Raw genomic sequence first — 14,927 nt, 5'->3', positions numbered from 1 at the left:
TCAGCATGGCCGGCACCGGCCATGCCCAAATTTGCACCAGCGCCTTGCTGTTATACAAGAGCGAAGTGAGAAGCGTTTATCAACTCTGCAGAATCATCCGCTCAGGCCACGCTTAGCGCCTGCGTCAGATCGGCGATCAGATCGTCCGGATGCTCGATACCGATCGACAGCCGTATCGTCGAGATCGAGTACGCCGATGCGTTGACGAACATCCACAGGCACGCCGGAATGGGTCATCGTCGCCGGATGACTGGCCAGCGATTCCGTACCGCCAAGGCTGACGGCCAGTTTCAATATCTGCAGCGCGTTAAGGAATTTGAATGCCGCCGGCTGGCCACCGCGAATGTCGAAGGAGAAGGTCGAACCGGCTCCGGTGCACTGAGCCGCAAAAGTGCGTCCAAGCGGCGATGACTCGTCGTGATACGGCAGATAGTGAATCTTCTCGCATTTCGGGTGTTCGCGCAGAAAATTGGCGATCACCAAGGCATTGTTGTTAGCCTTCTCCATGCGAATGCTAAGTGTTTCCAGGGATCGTCCGAGCATCCAGCAAGAGTGCGGATCAAGCTGCGTCCCGATTGCGCCACGCAGCGCCTTGACCTGTTTCATCACTGCCTTCGACCCGAGCGCAGCGCCGGCGATAAGATCGGAATGGCCACCGACATACTTGGTGAGCGAATAGAGCGATATGTCAGCGCCGTGCTCGATTGGTCGCTGGAATACTGGTCCAAGCAAAGTGTTGTCGCAGGCAATCACCGGGCGATGCCCCTGTTTCTCGGCGATTGCTTCGGCAATCCGCCGGATCATGGCGACATCGACGAGACTGTTTGTCGGATTGGCAGGCGTCTCGATGAGAATCACCGAGACACGACCCTTTTGCATCGCCTCTTCGGCTGCAGCCTGCACGGACTCTTCGTTCACTCCATCGGCGAAGCCCACCGCGGCGACGCCCATATTGAGGAACGTCCGGGCGAGAAGTGTTTCTGTACCGCCATAAAGCGGCTGTGAATGCAGGATTGAATCGCCCGGACGCACGAAAGCGAACAAGGTCGTGGCGATTGCGGACATGCCCGAGGAAAACACCGCACAACTTTCCGTTCGTTCATAGACCGCAAGCCGATCCTCGACGATCTCGCTGTTGGGGTGGTTGAAACGCGAATAGACCAGCCCCGCTCCTGTGCCGGCCGGCGGTTCACGACGGCCGGAGACAAAGTCGAAGAAGTCCCGTCCCTCTTCCGCTGATTTGAACACAAACGTCGAAGTCAGGAACACCGGCGGCTTAACCGCGCCCTCCGACAATTCCGGATCAAACCCGTAATTGAGCATCAACGTTTCGGGATGCAGTTCGTGATTGCCGATATGTGTCTTGGAGGGATGGGGAGCGGTCATGGCAGTCTCCTCGCTGGTATGAGCTTCAACCAGCGAGATTATAGCAAATGCAGCGACCAATCCTTGCTAATTCGAAGCGATATTCGCAAGACTCAGAGTGTTCAAACAGCGCACGAGAGCAGTCTAGATAATGTCCGTCTTGGTGATCTGGATACCGAAGCCCTCCAGGCCGACATAATGCCGCTCGCGTGACGAAAGCAGCCGGATCGACGTGATGCCAAGGTCCTTCAGTATCTGCGCGCCCAGACCAATCTGCCGCCACTCTTCTTCCCGCACCCGCGCTTCCGCATGGGCTTCCCGATCCAGCAAGTTTGTGCGGTTGCGGTCATCATCGCGGCCAACGCCCACTGATCCTTCACGCAGGTAAACGATCACGCCGCGCTTTTCCTCGGCAATGCGCTTCATGATGCTGTCGAGCGTGTTCCGGGCACCGAAAACGTCGCTCAAGATGTCCTCGCGCTGCAGGCGCACCGGAACATCTTCGCCATCGCGGATGTCGCCATAGACAATAGCGGCGTGGTGCATTGGCTCCCAGGGAAGAGCATAGGTAATCGCCTTGGCCTTGCCGGCACAGGTGTCGATTTCATATTCACCGATACGCTCGATAAGTGTTTCCTTGCGCTGGCGGTATGCAATGAGATCGGCGACCGTGACCTGCTGCAGGTTGTGGTTTTCTGCGAAGCTCGCCACCTGCGGGCCGCGCATTACCGAACCGTCATCATTGACCAGTTCGCATATCACGCCCACCGGAGGGAGCCCTGCGAGCTTGCACAGGTCAACCGCCGCTTCCGTATGGCCGGAACGCATCAGCACACCGCCCTCGCGAGCGACCAGCGGGAAAATATGGCCGGGACGAACGAAATCCGTCGCCCCGGCGTTGGGATTAGCGAGATTGCGAACCGTCAGTGTGCGGTCATCCGCGGAAATGCCAGTCGTAGTGCCATGCTTGTAATCGACGGTCACGGTGAAAGCCGTCGAATGCGGGGCATCATTGTCCGCCACCATTGGCGCAAGGTTGAGACGGCGCGCGTGATCGCGCGGCATTGGCGTACAAACGATGCCCGACGTATGGCGCACAATGAAGGCCATCTTTTCTGGCGTGCAGTGCACTGCGGCGACGATCAGGTCGCCTTCGTTCTCGCGGCCGTCATCATCCATGACGACGACGATCTCGCCACGTTCGAAGGCGCGAAGCGCATCGACGACCCGTTTTTGATTGTAAGCCATGGAAGCGCCCCTTGGTTAGATACGGCCCGTCTGGCCGCGATGTCTGAGATAATGATCGGCAATGGCGCAAGCAACCATCGCTTCGCCGATCGGTACCGCGCGAATGCCCACACAGGGATCGTGCCTGCCCTTGGTCATCACATCCACCTGGTTGCCATCGGCGTCGATGCTACGGCGAGGGGTCAGGATCGACGATGTCGGCTTCACTGCAAAGCGGGCAACCACGGGTGCACCACTGGAAATCCCACCCAGTATACCACCAGCGTGGTTCGACAGGAAAATCGGTTTTCCGTCATTACCCATGCGCATCTCGTCGGCATTTTCCTCACCCGTGAGTTTGGCCGAGATCAAAACCGTCGCCGATCTCCACGCCCTTCACGGCGTTGATCGACATGAGATAGCTGGCGATATCCTGGTCGAGCTTTCCGTAGACCGGCGCACCCAGGCCTGCGGGGACATTTTCCGCAACAACTTCGATGACGGCGCCGATAGACGAGCCCGCCTTGCGGATGCCGTCCAGATAGGATGCAAATGTTTCGACCGAGCCCGCATCCGGCGTAAAGAATGGATTGTTGTCAACCTCGTCCCAATCCCAGCGGCTGCGGTCGATGGCGTGAATACCCATCCCCACCAGCGCGCCGCGCACAATGAGGCCAGGCACGATCTTGCGTGCGATAGCTCCAGCCGCAACGCGGGCCGCGGTTTCGCGTGCAGACGAACGGCCGCCACCGCGATAGTCGCGGATACCATATTTGACGTCATAGGTGTAATCGGCATGGCCTGGCCGATACTGGCGGGCAATGTCGCCATAATCCTTCGAGCGCTGATCGGTATTCTCGATCATCATCGAGATCGGTGTTCCCGTCGAGATCATGGTGACGCCGTCATCCTGCAGCATCACCCCGGAGAGCACACGCACCTGATCGGGCTCGCGCCGCTGCGTCGTGTATTTCGACTGGCCGGGCTTGCGTTTATCGAGATAGGCTTGGATTTCAGCTTCTGAAAAGGCGATGCCCGGCGGGCAACCGTCCACCACGCATCCAAGCGCAATTCCGTGGCTTTCACCCCAGGTGGTGACGCGAAAAAGATGACCGAAAGTATTGTGCGACATTTACCTATCCGACATTTGTCAGGGGGTTTTATGGGCGTTTACTCCTGTGGTCAAACCCGCCGCTGAAATTCCTTCATCCCTGACGAAAAAAGCAATTGTTTTGCCACAAATGAACGATCTAACTGCAGCACTGACCGGAACACTGATTTGATCTAAAGAGGAAATCAAATGCGCTTCATTGTAGCAACATTCATGTTCGTCGCTTCGCTTTTTCCGGTTGGTGCACTTGCGGACGATGCGCAAGGAAAGATTACCAGCATCGACGCGGACAATTCGACGATCACGCTTCGATGATGGCAAGGTCTACAAATTGCCGGGCGAGTTTGATCTGAGCGTCATCGAAGAGGGTATGAAGGTGACGCTGATGTTCGACGTCGTCAACAAAGAGCGTTTCATCACTGACATCGAAGAGACACAGGAATAGTCACGTCCGGTCCGTTACAACCAGGTAAGTCGACCGTTTTCAAGACGGAGTATGTGATCCTGCGTAATAGCGAGGTTCGCGGCGTCATGGCCATCCAGCCCGTTGACCAGCTGGAAAATAGTTCTCAGACAACCGCCATGCGTTACACACACAGTGGGGCCGCGGACCTCTGCCAACCAGCTTGCCACCCGGACTCCCAGCATTGCGTAACTCTCTCCCGTGGGCCCGGGCGGAACGAAGTTCCACTTGTCCCGCGCCCGTTCTTCGACCAGCTCCGGCGTCTTGGCGGCGATGTCTTCAATCATGAAGCCCTGCCAGTCGCCGAAATTCACCTCCATAATCCGTGGATCTGTGTGGTATGCCATGGGATCGACTCCCATGCGCGTCCTTATCCGTTCCATGGTTTCGCGTGTGCGCCGCAATGGGCTGGCAACGAAATCGAACCCCGCACCATCGCCGATCAATGATTTCATCAGATCGCCGTTGCGATCCGCTTGCGCACGGCCGCGCGCATTGATGTCGATATCTTCCTGGCCCTGGATTCGCTCTGTCACGTTCCAGTCCGTCTCGCCGTGACGCGAGAAGTAGATCAACGAGTCAGGCAAAATCACTTGTGGTTTAATCCTTGACGACAGAGATATCCGGTGCGTCGACCGCTTTCATTCCAACGACATGATAACCACTATCAGCGTGATGTATCTCGCCCGTGACAGAGCGGGACAGGTCGGAGAGGAAATAAAGACCCGCATCTCCAACTTCCTCGATCGTCACGGTACGGCGCAGCGGCGCATTGTATTCGTTCCATTTGAGGATGTAGCGGAAATCACCAATGCCCGAGGCGGCAAGCGTCTTGATCGGACCGGCTGAGATCGCGTTGACGCGAATATTGTCCGGGCCAAGATCCACCGCAAGGTATTTAACGCTTGCCTCGAGCGCTGCCTTGGCAACACCCATAACGTTGTAATTCGGCATGACTTTTTCCGCGCCGTAGTAAGTCAGCGTCAGAATGGAGCCGCCATCCGTCATGAGCTTTTCAGCCCGCTTGGCCACAGCTGTAAGGGAGTAGACCGAAATCAGCATGGTCTTGCTGAAATTTGCTTCCGACGTATCGACGTAGCGCCCTGTCAACTCATCCTTGTCGGAAAAGCCGATGGCGTGGACGACAAAATCAAGCTTGCCCCATTCCTTTTCAAGCGCGGCGAAGCAGGCATCGATGGTTGACGCATCCGAAACGTCGCAATGGCCACAAAGATAAGCGCCGAGTTCCTGCGCAAGGGGCTCGACGCGCTTCTTCAAAGCATCGCCCTGATAGGTGAATGCAAGTTCGGCACCGGCATCGTGAGCTGCCTTGGCAATGCCCCAGGCAATCGACCGATTATTGGCGACACCCATAATGAGGCCGCGTTTACCCTGCATCAAACCAGTTTTGGCGGTCATATACCAACCCTTCATGAGACTTATGATTGATGTGCGGTATCGCACAGCCCGCGCCGGGCTTCAAGCGCACTGTCAACGTCGTTTTGGATTTTCAGTGACTGGTGTCGCGCAAGAATGCTTCAAGGGCAGGATCGCCGTTTTCCGGCAGCATGATGCGGACGTGCACGAACAGATCGCCGTGGCCCTCTGGTTTCTTCGATAAACCTTTGCCTCGAAGCCGTAAAACACGGTCGGAACTGGTCCACGGGGCTACTTTTACAGCGACGCGGCCGTTTAGCGTCTCTACTTCCTGTCGTGATCCGAGAGCGGCATCCCGCAGGGAAACCGGAAGTTCAACGTGAAGATCCCTGCCTTCGATGCGGAATTTCGAATGCGGTTTGAAGCGGACTGTGACCAAAGCGTCACCCGGCGTGCCACCTGGAATCTCTTCTCCCTGGCCTTTCAGGCGAATCGTTTGACCATTTTCCACGTGGGCCGGCAGCTTTATTGCCAAGCGTTTGCCATTTGGGAAAACCGCTTCGACCTTCTCGGCGCCTGCCGCCTGTTCGAGACTAATATCGATCGTTGCCTGCAGGTCGGCACCCTTGCGCGGTCCGGCGCGGCGCGCGCCACCACCTAAGCCGCCCATCCCGGCAGTCTCGCCAAACAGGCTGCTCAAAATATCTTCGGCGCCGAACCCGGAATTACCGCCCATTCCACTGCTGCGGAAATCAAACCCGCCTGAACGCTGCCGGGCGCCGCCGAATCCGGCAAATGGATCGCCTCCTCCCCCGGAAAAACCTTCAAATCCGTGCGGGACGCGCTGTTTGCCTTCAGCGTCAATCTCCCCCCGGTCAAACTGGCCGCGACGTTCCTTGTCGCCGACGATCTCGTAGGCCTGGTTTATCTCGGAGAATTTTGTCTGCGCCTTTGGATCATCCTGGTTCTGGTCAGGATGGTATTTCTTCGCGAGCTTGCGAAACGCCGATTTTATTTCTTCGGGCTTCGCCGTCTTGGCGACGCCCAGCACGGTATAGGGATCGCGCATGTGTCTGCCTTTCCTCGCCTGAGCGAGATACCTTGGGATTATTCCGCTGCTATATGTTCATGAATAGGAAGAAATTCCAGAGATTTGAAGCAAAAAAGCGGAAAAATGGCACAAGATTTACAATCGCCTACATAGGCGCGAAGGATTTCAAGGTCCATTGCCCGCCGTTCTGCATGCAGGTCTCGCCCTTATAGAGCATGACACCATCGAATGATTCGCGCGAAGTCTGGAACTCCCGGCAAAGACCTGTCTCGTCTTTTTTCTCTGCAATGGCGGTGATTGTCCCCTGGCTGCCCGTTTCAGGATTGGACCACGGCACGGGTTTGCTGCCCCATTGTGTGAAATTGAGCGCCGAAACGATGTTCCGTATGGTGGTTTGGTCGGATGAACCCTTGCTGTCAACAGGTTGTGCCGGCGCGACCGATCCCGTAACTGTGGCCTGGTCCGGAACCGCTTTGTCGATGCTGAAGCCCTTCATGGCGCAACCAGACAACAAGCATAGTGCAACACCGGCAACGAAGCCCGAACAAGGCCTGCACCAACGCCGTTTTGTTGCACCGAATTTCTTGCTATCAGATCGTAAAAACGCCAAACACATACCTCTCTTTAACAAGGTCAATCCGAAATGACTATGGGACTATGGATTAAATGAAGTTAACAAGCGATGACTTCACAGAGAAATCCGAGCCATTCGCGCTGTTCGACGAATGGCTCGCCGATGCGACCAAAACCGAGCCCAATGATCCCAACGCCGTTGCGCTGGCAACTGTTGACCAAGATGGGCTGCCAGACGTGCGCATGGTTCTCCTTAAAGGATCTCGACAGCAATGGCTTTGTTTTCTATACGAATTTTGAGAGCCAGAAGGGCCAGGAGATCCTTGGGTCGATGAAGGCCGCCATGTGCTTTCACTGGAAGTCACTTCGCCGCCAGGTCCGCATCCGTGGTCCGGTTGAGGTTGTCAGTGACGAGGAGGCTGACGCATATTACGCCACCCGGCCCCGGGGGAGCCGAATTGGCGCCTGGGCCTCAAAACAGTCGCGTCCACTTGAAAGCCGCTTTGCGCTGGAAAAAGCCGTGGCCGAATACACTGCCCGCTATGCGATCGGTGAAATTCCGCGGCCGGCGCATTGGTCGGGTTTCAGGATCCGGCCCACGTCGATCGAATTCTGGCACGACCGGCCATTCCGCCTGCATGACCGGATGGTTTTCAGTCGCGACGCGCCCGAAGGCGATTGGGACAAGACGCGGCTCTATCCTTGAGTCCAATCAATCTCTCTTGCGAGTGAGAAACGCCATCAAGGCGTTGCGCGCCTCCTCGGACTGGAGGCGTTCGGCGAAATGCTTTGCTTCCAGATTTATACGCTCTACTACCTCTTCGCGAGGCATGCGTAAGAGATCGCGCGAAATCTGCATCGCTTGCGGTGGTTTGGCTGCAATCTCTGTCGCCACTTTCAAAACCGTGGTTTCAAGCTCGTCTGTTTCGACCAGCTTGTAGACCAAGCCGGCTTCCCTGGCTTCCACTGCATTCAAGCCGTCGCCCATCGCCAGAAATGCAAAGGCCCGCTGGTGTCCCATCAAGGCAGGGGCAAGCAAGCTTGAGCCGGCTTCCGGCACCAATCCGAGATCAACGAAAGGTGCCTTGAAGAACGATTGCGGCGTAGCGAACGTCAGGTCGCAGTGGAAATGGATCGTCGTTCCAACGCCGATTGCAAGGCCGTCAACCCCAGCGAGAAGCGGCTTTTTCGCATTGACCAGAGCGATGAGGAAGTCAATGACTTCGCTGCCCATAGTCCCGGTTGTGGCAAAGGCCATGAAATCCTGCAGGTCGTTGCCAGATGAAAATGCCCCGGGTACCCCGAAGAACACATGAGCGCGAACAGCCGCGTCGGCATCACCATCGACAATCGCCTTGGTCATCGCAGCATACATGGCGCGGGTCAGAGCGTTCTTCTTGTCCGGCCGGTTCATGCGAATGGTCTGGACGGCGCCGTGGCGCTCGATTTGGATATGGTCTGGCATGGAATTCCCTTTATGACGCGAGAGCGGAACGAGCGCCAAGCAAGCTGGCCCCGCCGTGAATGATGCGATCTTTCAGCCCATTCGTTTCGGACAGGAGATTTTCGGCAAAGAATCGCGCCAGCGCTATGCGTCCGGCGTTTTCACCACCTAGTGCCCCTTTCGTGAGATAGGTGGCGCCGGCCGCCAGGCCAAAGAGGCGCAGATAGGGCGTGGCACCAGCATATGCCTCGCGGATTTCACCCTTGCCAATTGCCTGTTGCAGCCAGGCGCTGGTTGACTCAAGAGCGTCGAGAGCCGCCTGAAGGCGTTTTCCCGTGTCTCCGAAGTCGGCGCTGTTCAACGCAGTAACAGCATCCGCCACAATGCGCAGTTCGGCGATATAGCCCTTGATATGGTCGCCGCCGCCAAGCGGCAATTTGCGCTGGACGAGGTCGATCGCCTGGATGCCGTTGGTGCCTTCATAGATTGGCGCGATGCGCGCATCGCGGAGAAACTGTGCCGCGCCGGTTTCTTCGATGAACCCCATGCCTCCATGGATCTGGATACCGATCGAGGCAACGTCCACGCCGATGTCAGTCGAGAACGCCTTGGCAACGGGTGTCAGCAGATTGGCACGATCGGTCCAATAACGGGCATCGTCACCGCTACCTGTCTTCGCCATGTCGAGTGCGTGTGCGCAAGCATAGGCTATGGAGCGCGCGGCACCGGTTAGCCCCTTCATCGTCAGCAGGTTACGCTGGACGTCTGGATGTTCGATGATCGGGCTTATCCCCGCACCTGTCCAGCCTGGCGCGCGCATTTGACGGCGCTCTTGGGCAAAGGCAAGGGACTTCTGATAGGCAGCTTCGGCCACCGCTACCCCCTGAATGCCAACGGCGAGACGCGCGTTGTTCATCATGGTGAACATGCAGGCAAGACCACGGTTTTCCTCGCCGATCAGCCAGCCTACGGCGCCAGGCTCCCGATCCTTCGCAAATCCATCGCCGTAGATCATCGTGCAGGTGGGTGAACCGTGAATGCCCAACTTGTGCTCAATGCCGCCGCAAAAGACGTCGTTGCGCGCTCCGGGCGAACCATCTGCATTAACGAGGAACTTTGGCACCAGAAACAGCGAGATGCCCTTGGTACCGGCAGGAGCGTCGGGCAGCCGCGCGAGGACCATGTGAATGATATTCTCCGTCAGATCATGCTCGCCGTAAGTGATAAATATCTTGCTGCCGAAAATCCGGTAAGTGCCGTCCTCGGCCCGCTCTGCTCTGGTCCGCAATGCGCCGACGTCGGAACCCGCCTGCGGCTCTGTCAGGTTCATCGTTCCCATCCACTCACCCGAAACAAGCTTTGGCAGATAGGTTCGCTTCAGCTCGTCGGTCGCGTGGGCATCCAGCGCCTCAATGGCACCGAGTGTAAGAGTCGGACCGATACCGAACGCCATCGAACCCGAGTTCCACATCTCGAAAGTTGCAATGGCCAGCATCATTGGCAGGCCCTGCCCGCCAAACTCTTCCTTTCCGGTCAATGCATTCCAGCCGCTGGAACTCCATTCGTGATAGACGTCTTTCCAGCCCGGCGGCATCGTGACCGCGGCATCCTTGAGCGGCGTGCCGTGTTTGTCGCCAATTTCGAGCAACGGCGCGACGCGCGTCGAGGCAAACTTTCCGGCTTCTTCAAGGATGGCGTCAACCAGATCGTCCGACAGGTCGCCAAAACGGCCTTGCGCAATGGCCCTTTCCAGTCCGGCAACTTTCAGGGTGTGGGCGATTTCCTCGACAGGCGCGCGGTACATGGATCACAGTCTCCTCATGCGGTGATGCTTGTTGCGGGCCGCACATTGCAACTGCGAAGGTGCTCAAGGCAAGCGTATTTTTACGTAAACGTAAGATATTCATTCTTCGGGGTGGAGAATGGGTATCCGATTGCCATTTCAAAACCGCATTTAACGGTGAGTAACGGTATATTAACCGCGATGCAGTGACCATCGTCCGGTACTATGGGGCTGGAGACTTGACCGCGAAGGGTGAGGGAAACCGTATTTGACGATCGGCGTGCGTGCTTTTGCTTTGGTGGTTGCCGCCCTTTTTTCGGGCGGGCCGACGTTTGCGGAGTCCGAATTCCAGTCGCCCTGGTCAAACAAGGAACGGGCAATCGTTCTCGACGGATACGAGCAAAACTCCTTCAACCTGGCTGAAATCGTCAGGGACGAACGGGTCGCCGGCTTCATCCACAAGGGCTCTGATGGTATGCCCGCCAATTACCATTGCACGCGCATCAGGGATCCGATGCAGCAGGAGTTGTGCAAGCGCATATGGCGCAACTATTCGGTGTCGCGCGAATTGTACCAGACGCGCCGGGCCCTCGCTAAAGCGCTCGGTTTGAAATGGGGTGCCTATCACCTTGGGCGTCCCGGGAATCCGATCGAGCAAGCCAATCACTTTATCGACTACACCGAGCCAACCGCCGATGAATTGATCGCGATTGACATCGAGAACAACGACCCCGAGAAATTCATGTCCCTCCGCGATGCGGAGATTTTCGCCGAACACGTCAAATTCCGCGCCGGGCGTTACCCAATTCTTTATACAAATGGCATTACGGCGAAGTACATTGCCGATCACAGACTCGAATTCCCGATCCTCTCGCGCTTGCCGCTCTGGTATGCGCGTTATGAATCGGACATTGCTCCGCATTTCCCCAAGGGCAATTGGCAAGACTATGCGCTCTGGCAATTCACATCCCAGAGCAATTGCAACAAGCAGCGCTGTCCCTACCGCCCGCCCGGGACAAACCGCGACATCGACGTCAATATCGCCGACATGACGGTGCCGGAACTGAAGAGAGCCTGGCCCTTCGGTGAGCTTGTCAAAGCCATACCGCCCAATGATCTGCCAAAGCCCGATACAAAACCGGTCAGCCAGCCCAATGTATTGGTGGCCTCTGCGCGACCTTTGCTCACTGTCAATTCCGGCGGCAAGGCTGCGGTTGATGGGACGATGACGGCGTCCGTGCTGCTGCAGCCAATAAGCCGGTTTCGCGCCAAGACACTGACTGTGGATGCGTTGTCTGCTTCGTTAAGCCGATCCGTCGCCCACCAGATGGACCATATCAACCGCTATCCGATTTTTGCGGTGTCTCCGGCATGTCTGAAGAAAGTTGGCTCTACTTTAGAAGTGACAGACCTCATCCGCCACCCTGCCCTGACGCCATTCCTATAGGCTATCGCCCTTCTCACGCGCGATCGCTCGCCAGCCAATATCGTGCCGGTAGAAGCCTTGCGGCCAATCGATCCTGGCAATTGCGGCATAGGCTGCGTCTTGGGCTTCCTGCACAGTCTTGCCGCTCGCTGTTACGTTCAGCACGCGGCCGCCATTGGCGACAAGTTCGCCATTGTTTTCCGCGGTTCCCGCATGGAATATCTCGACCGCTTCGCTCTCAGCGGCTGCATCGACGCCCCTGATCACGCTGCCTTTTTCCGGCGCTGCAGGATAGCCTCTCGCCGCCATGACCACGGTCAGCGCAGGGTTGTCGTTCCAGCGCACCGACATCTGGTCCAGCGCACCGTCGGCTGCGGCCTTCAACAACAACAGGACGTCGTCCTTCAAGCGCAGCATCAGCACTTGCGTTTCCGGATCGCCGAAGCGCGTGTTGTATTCGATGAGCTTCGGACCATCCTTGGTGATCATCAGACCGGCAAACAGCACACCACTGAAGCGCGAGCCGATTTCCGCCATGCCGCGCACGGTCGGCTCGATCAGTTCGCGCATGGTGCGGTCGATAATGTCCTGCGTCATCACCGGGGCAGGCGAATAGGCGCCCATGCCCCCGGTGTTCGCTCCCGTATCGCCATCACCAACGCGCTTGTGATCCTGCGCCGTCCCGAAGGGCAGTGCCGTCTTGCCGTCGCACAGGCAGAAGAAGCTGGCTTCTTCACCATCCAGATACTCTTCCACCACAACCTCTGCACCGGCACCGCCGAACGCTCCGTCGAAGCATGCGTCCACCGCGTCGAGTGCTTCCTGAATTTCGAAAGCAACGACGACGCCCTTGCCAGCAGCAAGGCCATCGGCCTTGACGACAATCGGTGCGCCCTGCTGGCGGACATAGGCTTTGGCCGCTTCCGCTTGAGTGAAGCGCTGGTAGGCACCTGTCGGTATGTTGAAGCGGGCGCAGAGATCCTTGGTGAAGCCTTTGGAACCTTCCAGACGTGCCGCCGCCTTGGATGGTCCAAACACCGAGATGCCCGCCGCCCGCAGATCATCGGCGATCCCGGCAACCAGCGGAGCCTCGGGGCCAACGACCACGAAGTCGATGGAGTTCTGCTTGCAGAACGCAACGATCTCCGCGTGCTTGGCTGGATCGAGAGCGACACAGTCGGCAACGCTCGCAATCCCCGGATTGCCCGGCGCGCAGTAGAGTTTGGTCAGAACTGGCGAAGCTGCGATCTTCCATGCCAGCGCGTGTTCACGGCCACCGGAACCTATCAGCAAGACATTCATCGAGATTGCTCCGCATTGAGAAGATTTGCCGTGTCGGTATGGCCTTGAGGCCAAGGGGTCAAGCTTACAATCGCAAATTTGCCCTGAAAAACCGCGTATAGTGCTTGACTGCGGAGTTGGCCGCTGGCCAAGGTCAAACCATGACACCAGAAAAAGACATTATCCAGTCAACGGAAACCCGTGGCCGTGTTTTCGATGCGCCGTCGGGCCATTGGGTCTATCGCACCTTGCCGAACTGGCTCTGGCCCTATGCGCAGCTGGCACGCTGGGACCGGCCCATCGGCTGGTGGCTCCTGTTGTGGCCGTGCTGGTGGGCGACTGCGCTTTCGGCGAGCGCAGGTGCAAAAGTCGGCGACCCTTTCTGGTCGGTACTGCCTTCACCCTATCATCTGGCCCTGTTTCTGATTGGCGCCATAGCCATGCGCGGCGCTGGTTGCACCTATAATGATCTTGCCGACGAGGATATCGATAACAAGGTCGCGCGTACCCGCTCGCGGCCGCTTCCCTCCGGTCAGGTGACCCGCAAGCAAGCCAAGATCTTCCTGGTCCTGCAAGCACTGGCAGGACTGGCGGTTGTCCTTCAGTTCAACTTCTTCACAATTGTCCTTGCGATCGGATCGCTGGTGATTGTCGCCATCTATCCCTTCATGAAGCGAATCACCAACTGGCCGCAACTCGTTCTTGGCCTTGCCTTTTCCTGGGGTTCGCTTGTCGGGTGGTCCGCACATTTCGGCTCGCTCGACTGGCCAGCCGTCCTGCTCTATGCGGGATCGATCCTGTGGGTGATCGGCTATGACACGATCTATGCCCATCAGGACAAGGAGGACGACGCACTGGTGGGGGTACATTCGACAGCCAGACTATTTGGCAGCCGGACGCGCGAAGCCCTGGTGGTTCTCTATGGCGGCGCGCTGGGCCTGTTCCTAGGGGCTTTTGCCGTTGCCGAAGTGCAAATGCCCGCCGTTGCCGGGCTGCTGGCTGCCGGCGCGCATATGTACCGGCAGATCATGACCCTCGACATTGACAACCCGACCGAATGCCTGCGGCTGTTCAAGTCGAATACCATCGTCGGCTGGCTGATCTTCCTCGGCCTGGTATTTGGCGGGCTGTGGACCGTCGTCAAGCCACTCTTCTAGACCATCGCGATGTCAAAGAACCGGGTGTGGCTTTCCCCCGCCACGCCCTCATTCTCTGAGTCTGGCCATTGAGTGGTTAGGGAAGACGGGCGGTCGTCGAAGCGCGTCTTGGTAGAAGGTATATGCGATCCGAAGACCGCCCGCTGACGTTTTCCCCCTGCCGGCCGGCTTCTGCCTGTTCCGCGGGGCGAGTGGATGAGCGCCTGGAGTCCGGGCCCATCGTCGCCGTCGGTGCAGTGTCCGCACAATTGGCGTCGGCATCAACAACGCAGGCAATATCTGTGTGTCAGGCAGATTGACCTCCGAAGACGAACAGGTCGGCCGCTGCCCGGGTCCGTTGCCCGCACATCGACACGCCGTCCTCCCCCACTTTCGAACGGCTCCGGAAGCAGCTCCCCATGGAAAGGACGGGGTTAGGATAAACGAGGTTTGCAGGTGTTGGATAAGTTAGCAGCATTATTTTGCGTGCGGTGAGATCGTGCAAGGGTCGACAGGCACCTTCTTCTCCAATAATCGCAGGGTGTCTCCCTCTCCGTCATCCTCGGGCTTGACCCGAGGATGACGGAGAGGAAGGTGCTTTTCAACCACGGCGAGATCATCGCGAAACGATCCCTCTCTTGCGATTTCTGGCACTTGGCCAGCGCGACATCGCTGCCGGGTTAAGAACCG

General features: G+C 57.7%; 10 protein-coding genes and 4 pseudogenes. 4 read left to right on the top strand and 10 right to left on the bottom strand.

Translation table 11 applies throughout. The annotated features are described in order from the left end of the window. Nucleotides 1-101: 101 nt before the first annotated feature. From N8E89_RS11955 to aroC, 3 genes and pseudogenes are all read right to left on the bottom strand, one after another. A pseudogene (locus tag N8E89_RS11955) lies at nucleotides 102-1,386 on the bottom strand (cystathionine gamma-synthase family protein). Between the two features lie 123 nt (nucleotides 1,387-1,509). Beyond that, nucleotides 1,510-2,613: a 3,4-dihydroxy-2-butanone-4-phosphate synthase gene (gene ribB / locus N8E89_RS11950; protein ID WP_106666405.1), complete on the bottom strand. Its 1,104-nt coding sequence runs from the start codon at nucleotides 2,611-2,613 to the stop codon at nucleotides 1,510-1,512. A gap of 15 nt (nucleotides 2,614-2,628) precedes the next feature. Next, a pseudogene (aroC, locus tag N8E89_RS11945) lies at nucleotides 2,629-3,724 on the bottom strand (chorismate synthase). Between the two features lie 168 nt (nucleotides 3,725-3,892). Between aroC and N8E89_RS11940 the strand changes: the two are divergent. Continuing rightward, a pseudogene (locus tag N8E89_RS11940) lies at nucleotides 3,893-4,148 on the top strand (DUF1344 domain-containing protein). Between the two features lie 14 nt (nucleotides 4,149-4,162). On the opposite strand, the gene N8E89_RS11935 reads toward N8E89_RS11940, so the two are convergent. The 4 genes from N8E89_RS11935 to N8E89_RS11920 all read right to left on the bottom strand — a co-directional run bounded on the left by N8E89_RS11935 (nucleotide 4,163) and on the right by N8E89_RS11920 (nucleotide 7,210). Beyond that, nucleotides 4,163-4,753 (bottom strand): histidine phosphatase family protein, encoded by a 591-nt coding sequence (locus tag N8E89_RS11935; protein ID WP_106666522.1) that lies wholly within the window; start codon nucleotides 4,751-4,753, stop codon nucleotides 4,163-4,165. A gap of 13 nt (nucleotides 4,754-4,766) precedes the next feature. After that, nucleotides 4,767-5,585 carry an enoyl-ACP reductase FabI gene (gene fabI, locus N8E89_RS11930; RefSeq protein WP_106666402.1) on the bottom strand — a complete coding sequence of 273 codons (819 nt, stop codon included), beginning with the start codon at nucleotides 5,583-5,585 and terminating at the stop codon, nucleotides 4,767-4,769. 91 nt (nucleotides 5,586-5,676) lie between these two features. Then, the gene (locus N8E89_RS11925) at nucleotides 5,677-6,612 is read right to left on the bottom strand and encodes a DnaJ C-terminal domain-containing protein (RefSeq protein ID WP_262259975.1); all 936 of its coding nucleotides are present in this window, start codon (nucleotides 6,610-6,612) and stop codon (nucleotides 5,677-5,679) included. Nucleotides 6,613-6,739: 127 nt separating this feature from the next. Next, on the bottom strand, nucleotides 6,740-7,210 hold the full coding sequence (locus N8E89_RS11920) for an RT0821/Lpp0805 family surface protein (RefSeq protein WP_315975646.1): 471 nt from the start codon (nucleotides 7,208-7,210) through the stop codon (nucleotides 6,740-6,742). Between the two features lie 50 nt (nucleotides 7,211-7,260). Here N8E89_RS11920 and pdxH point away from each other — a divergent pair. Further along, nucleotides 7,261-7,873 (top strand): annotated as a pseudogene (gene pdxH, locus N8E89_RS11915) (pyridoxamine 5'-phosphate oxidase). Nucleotides 7,874-7,879: 6 nt separating this feature from the next. Here pdxH and N8E89_RS11910 read toward each other — a convergent pair. Continuing rightward, nucleotides 7,880-8,632, bottom strand: coding sequence for a crotonase/enoyl-CoA hydratase family protein (locus N8E89_RS11910; RefSeq protein ID WP_106666398.1), 753 nt, complete (start codon nucleotides 8,630-8,632; stop codon nucleotides 7,880-7,882). 10 nt (nucleotides 8,633-8,642) lie between these two features. Beyond that, entirely contained in the window at nucleotides 8,643-10,415 is a 1,773-nt protein-coding gene (locus tag N8E89_RS11905; RefSeq protein ID WP_106666397.1) for an acyl-CoA dehydrogenase family protein, read from the bottom strand. A 247-nt stretch (nucleotides 10,416-10,662) separates the two neighbouring features. Here N8E89_RS11905 and N8E89_RS11900 point away from each other — a divergent pair, with 247 nt between their 5' ends. Next, nucleotides 10,663-11,841, top strand: coding sequence for a glycoside hydrolase family 25 protein (locus tag N8E89_RS11900; protein WP_106666396.1), 1,179 nt, complete (start codon nucleotides 10,663-10,665; stop codon nucleotides 11,839-11,841). Here the strand turns inward: N8E89_RS11900 and purD are convergent. Continuing rightward, nucleotides 11,836-13,122: a phosphoribosylamine--glycine ligase gene (gene purD / locus N8E89_RS11895; RefSeq protein WP_106666395.1), complete on the bottom strand. Its 1,287-nt coding sequence runs from the start codon at nucleotides 13,120-13,122 to the stop codon at nucleotides 11,836-11,838. The two genes, N8E89_RS11900 and purD, sit on opposite strands and share 6 nt — an antisense overlap. A 140-nt stretch (nucleotides 13,123-13,262) precedes the next feature. Here purD and ubiA point away from each other — a divergent pair, with 140 nt between their 5' ends. Further along, a complete protein-coding gene (gene ubiA, locus N8E89_RS11890) occupies nucleotides 13,263-14,258 on the top strand; it encodes a 4-hydroxybenzoate octaprenyltransferase (protein WP_106666521.1) in 996 nt (331 codons plus the stop codon). The last annotated feature ends 669 nt before the right edge of the window (nucleotides 14,259-14,927 follow it).

The sequence above is a fragment of the Phyllobacterium sp. A18/5-2 genome, assembly GCF_025452215.1.
In the GTDB taxonomy this organism is placed as follows: Bacteria; Pseudomonadota; Alphaproteobacteria; order Rhizobiales; family Rhizobiaceae; genus Phyllobacterium; species Phyllobacterium sophorae.
This window is presented reverse-complemented; position numbering and strand designations above follow the sequence as displayed.

Bases quoted from the DNA above. Each gene is read 5' to 3' on its own strand.
- ribB (WP_106666405.1), bottom strand. From the start codon at position 2,613: ATGGCTTACAATCAAAAACGGGTCGTCGATGCGCTTCGCGCCTTCGAA.
- fabI (WP_106666402.1), bottom strand. From the start codon at position 5,585: ATGACCGCCAAAACTGGTTTGATGCAGGGTAAACGCGGCCTCATTATG.
- N8E89_RS11925 (WP_262259975.1), bottom strand. From the start codon at position 6,612: ATGCGCGATCCCTATACCGTGCTGGGCGTCGCCAAGACGGCGAAGCCC.
- N8E89_RS11920 (WP_315975646.1), bottom strand. From the start codon at position 7,210: ATGTGTTTGGCGTTTTTACGATCTGATAGCAAGAAATTCGGTGCAACA.
- N8E89_RS11910 (WP_106666398.1), bottom strand. From the start codon at position 8,632: ATGCCAGACCATATCCAAATCGAGCGCCACGGCGCCGTCCAGACCATT.
- N8E89_RS11905 (WP_106666397.1), bottom strand. From the start codon at position 10,415: ATGTACCGCGCGCCTGTCGAGGAAATCGCCCACACCCTGAAAGTTGCC.
- purD (WP_106666395.1), bottom strand. From the start codon at position 13,122: ATGAATGTCTTGCTGATAGGTTCCGGTGGCCGTGAACACGCGCTGGCA.
- ubiA (WP_106666521.1), top strand. From the start codon at position 13,263: ATGACACCAGAAAAAGACATTATCCAGTCAACGGAAACCCGTGGCCGT.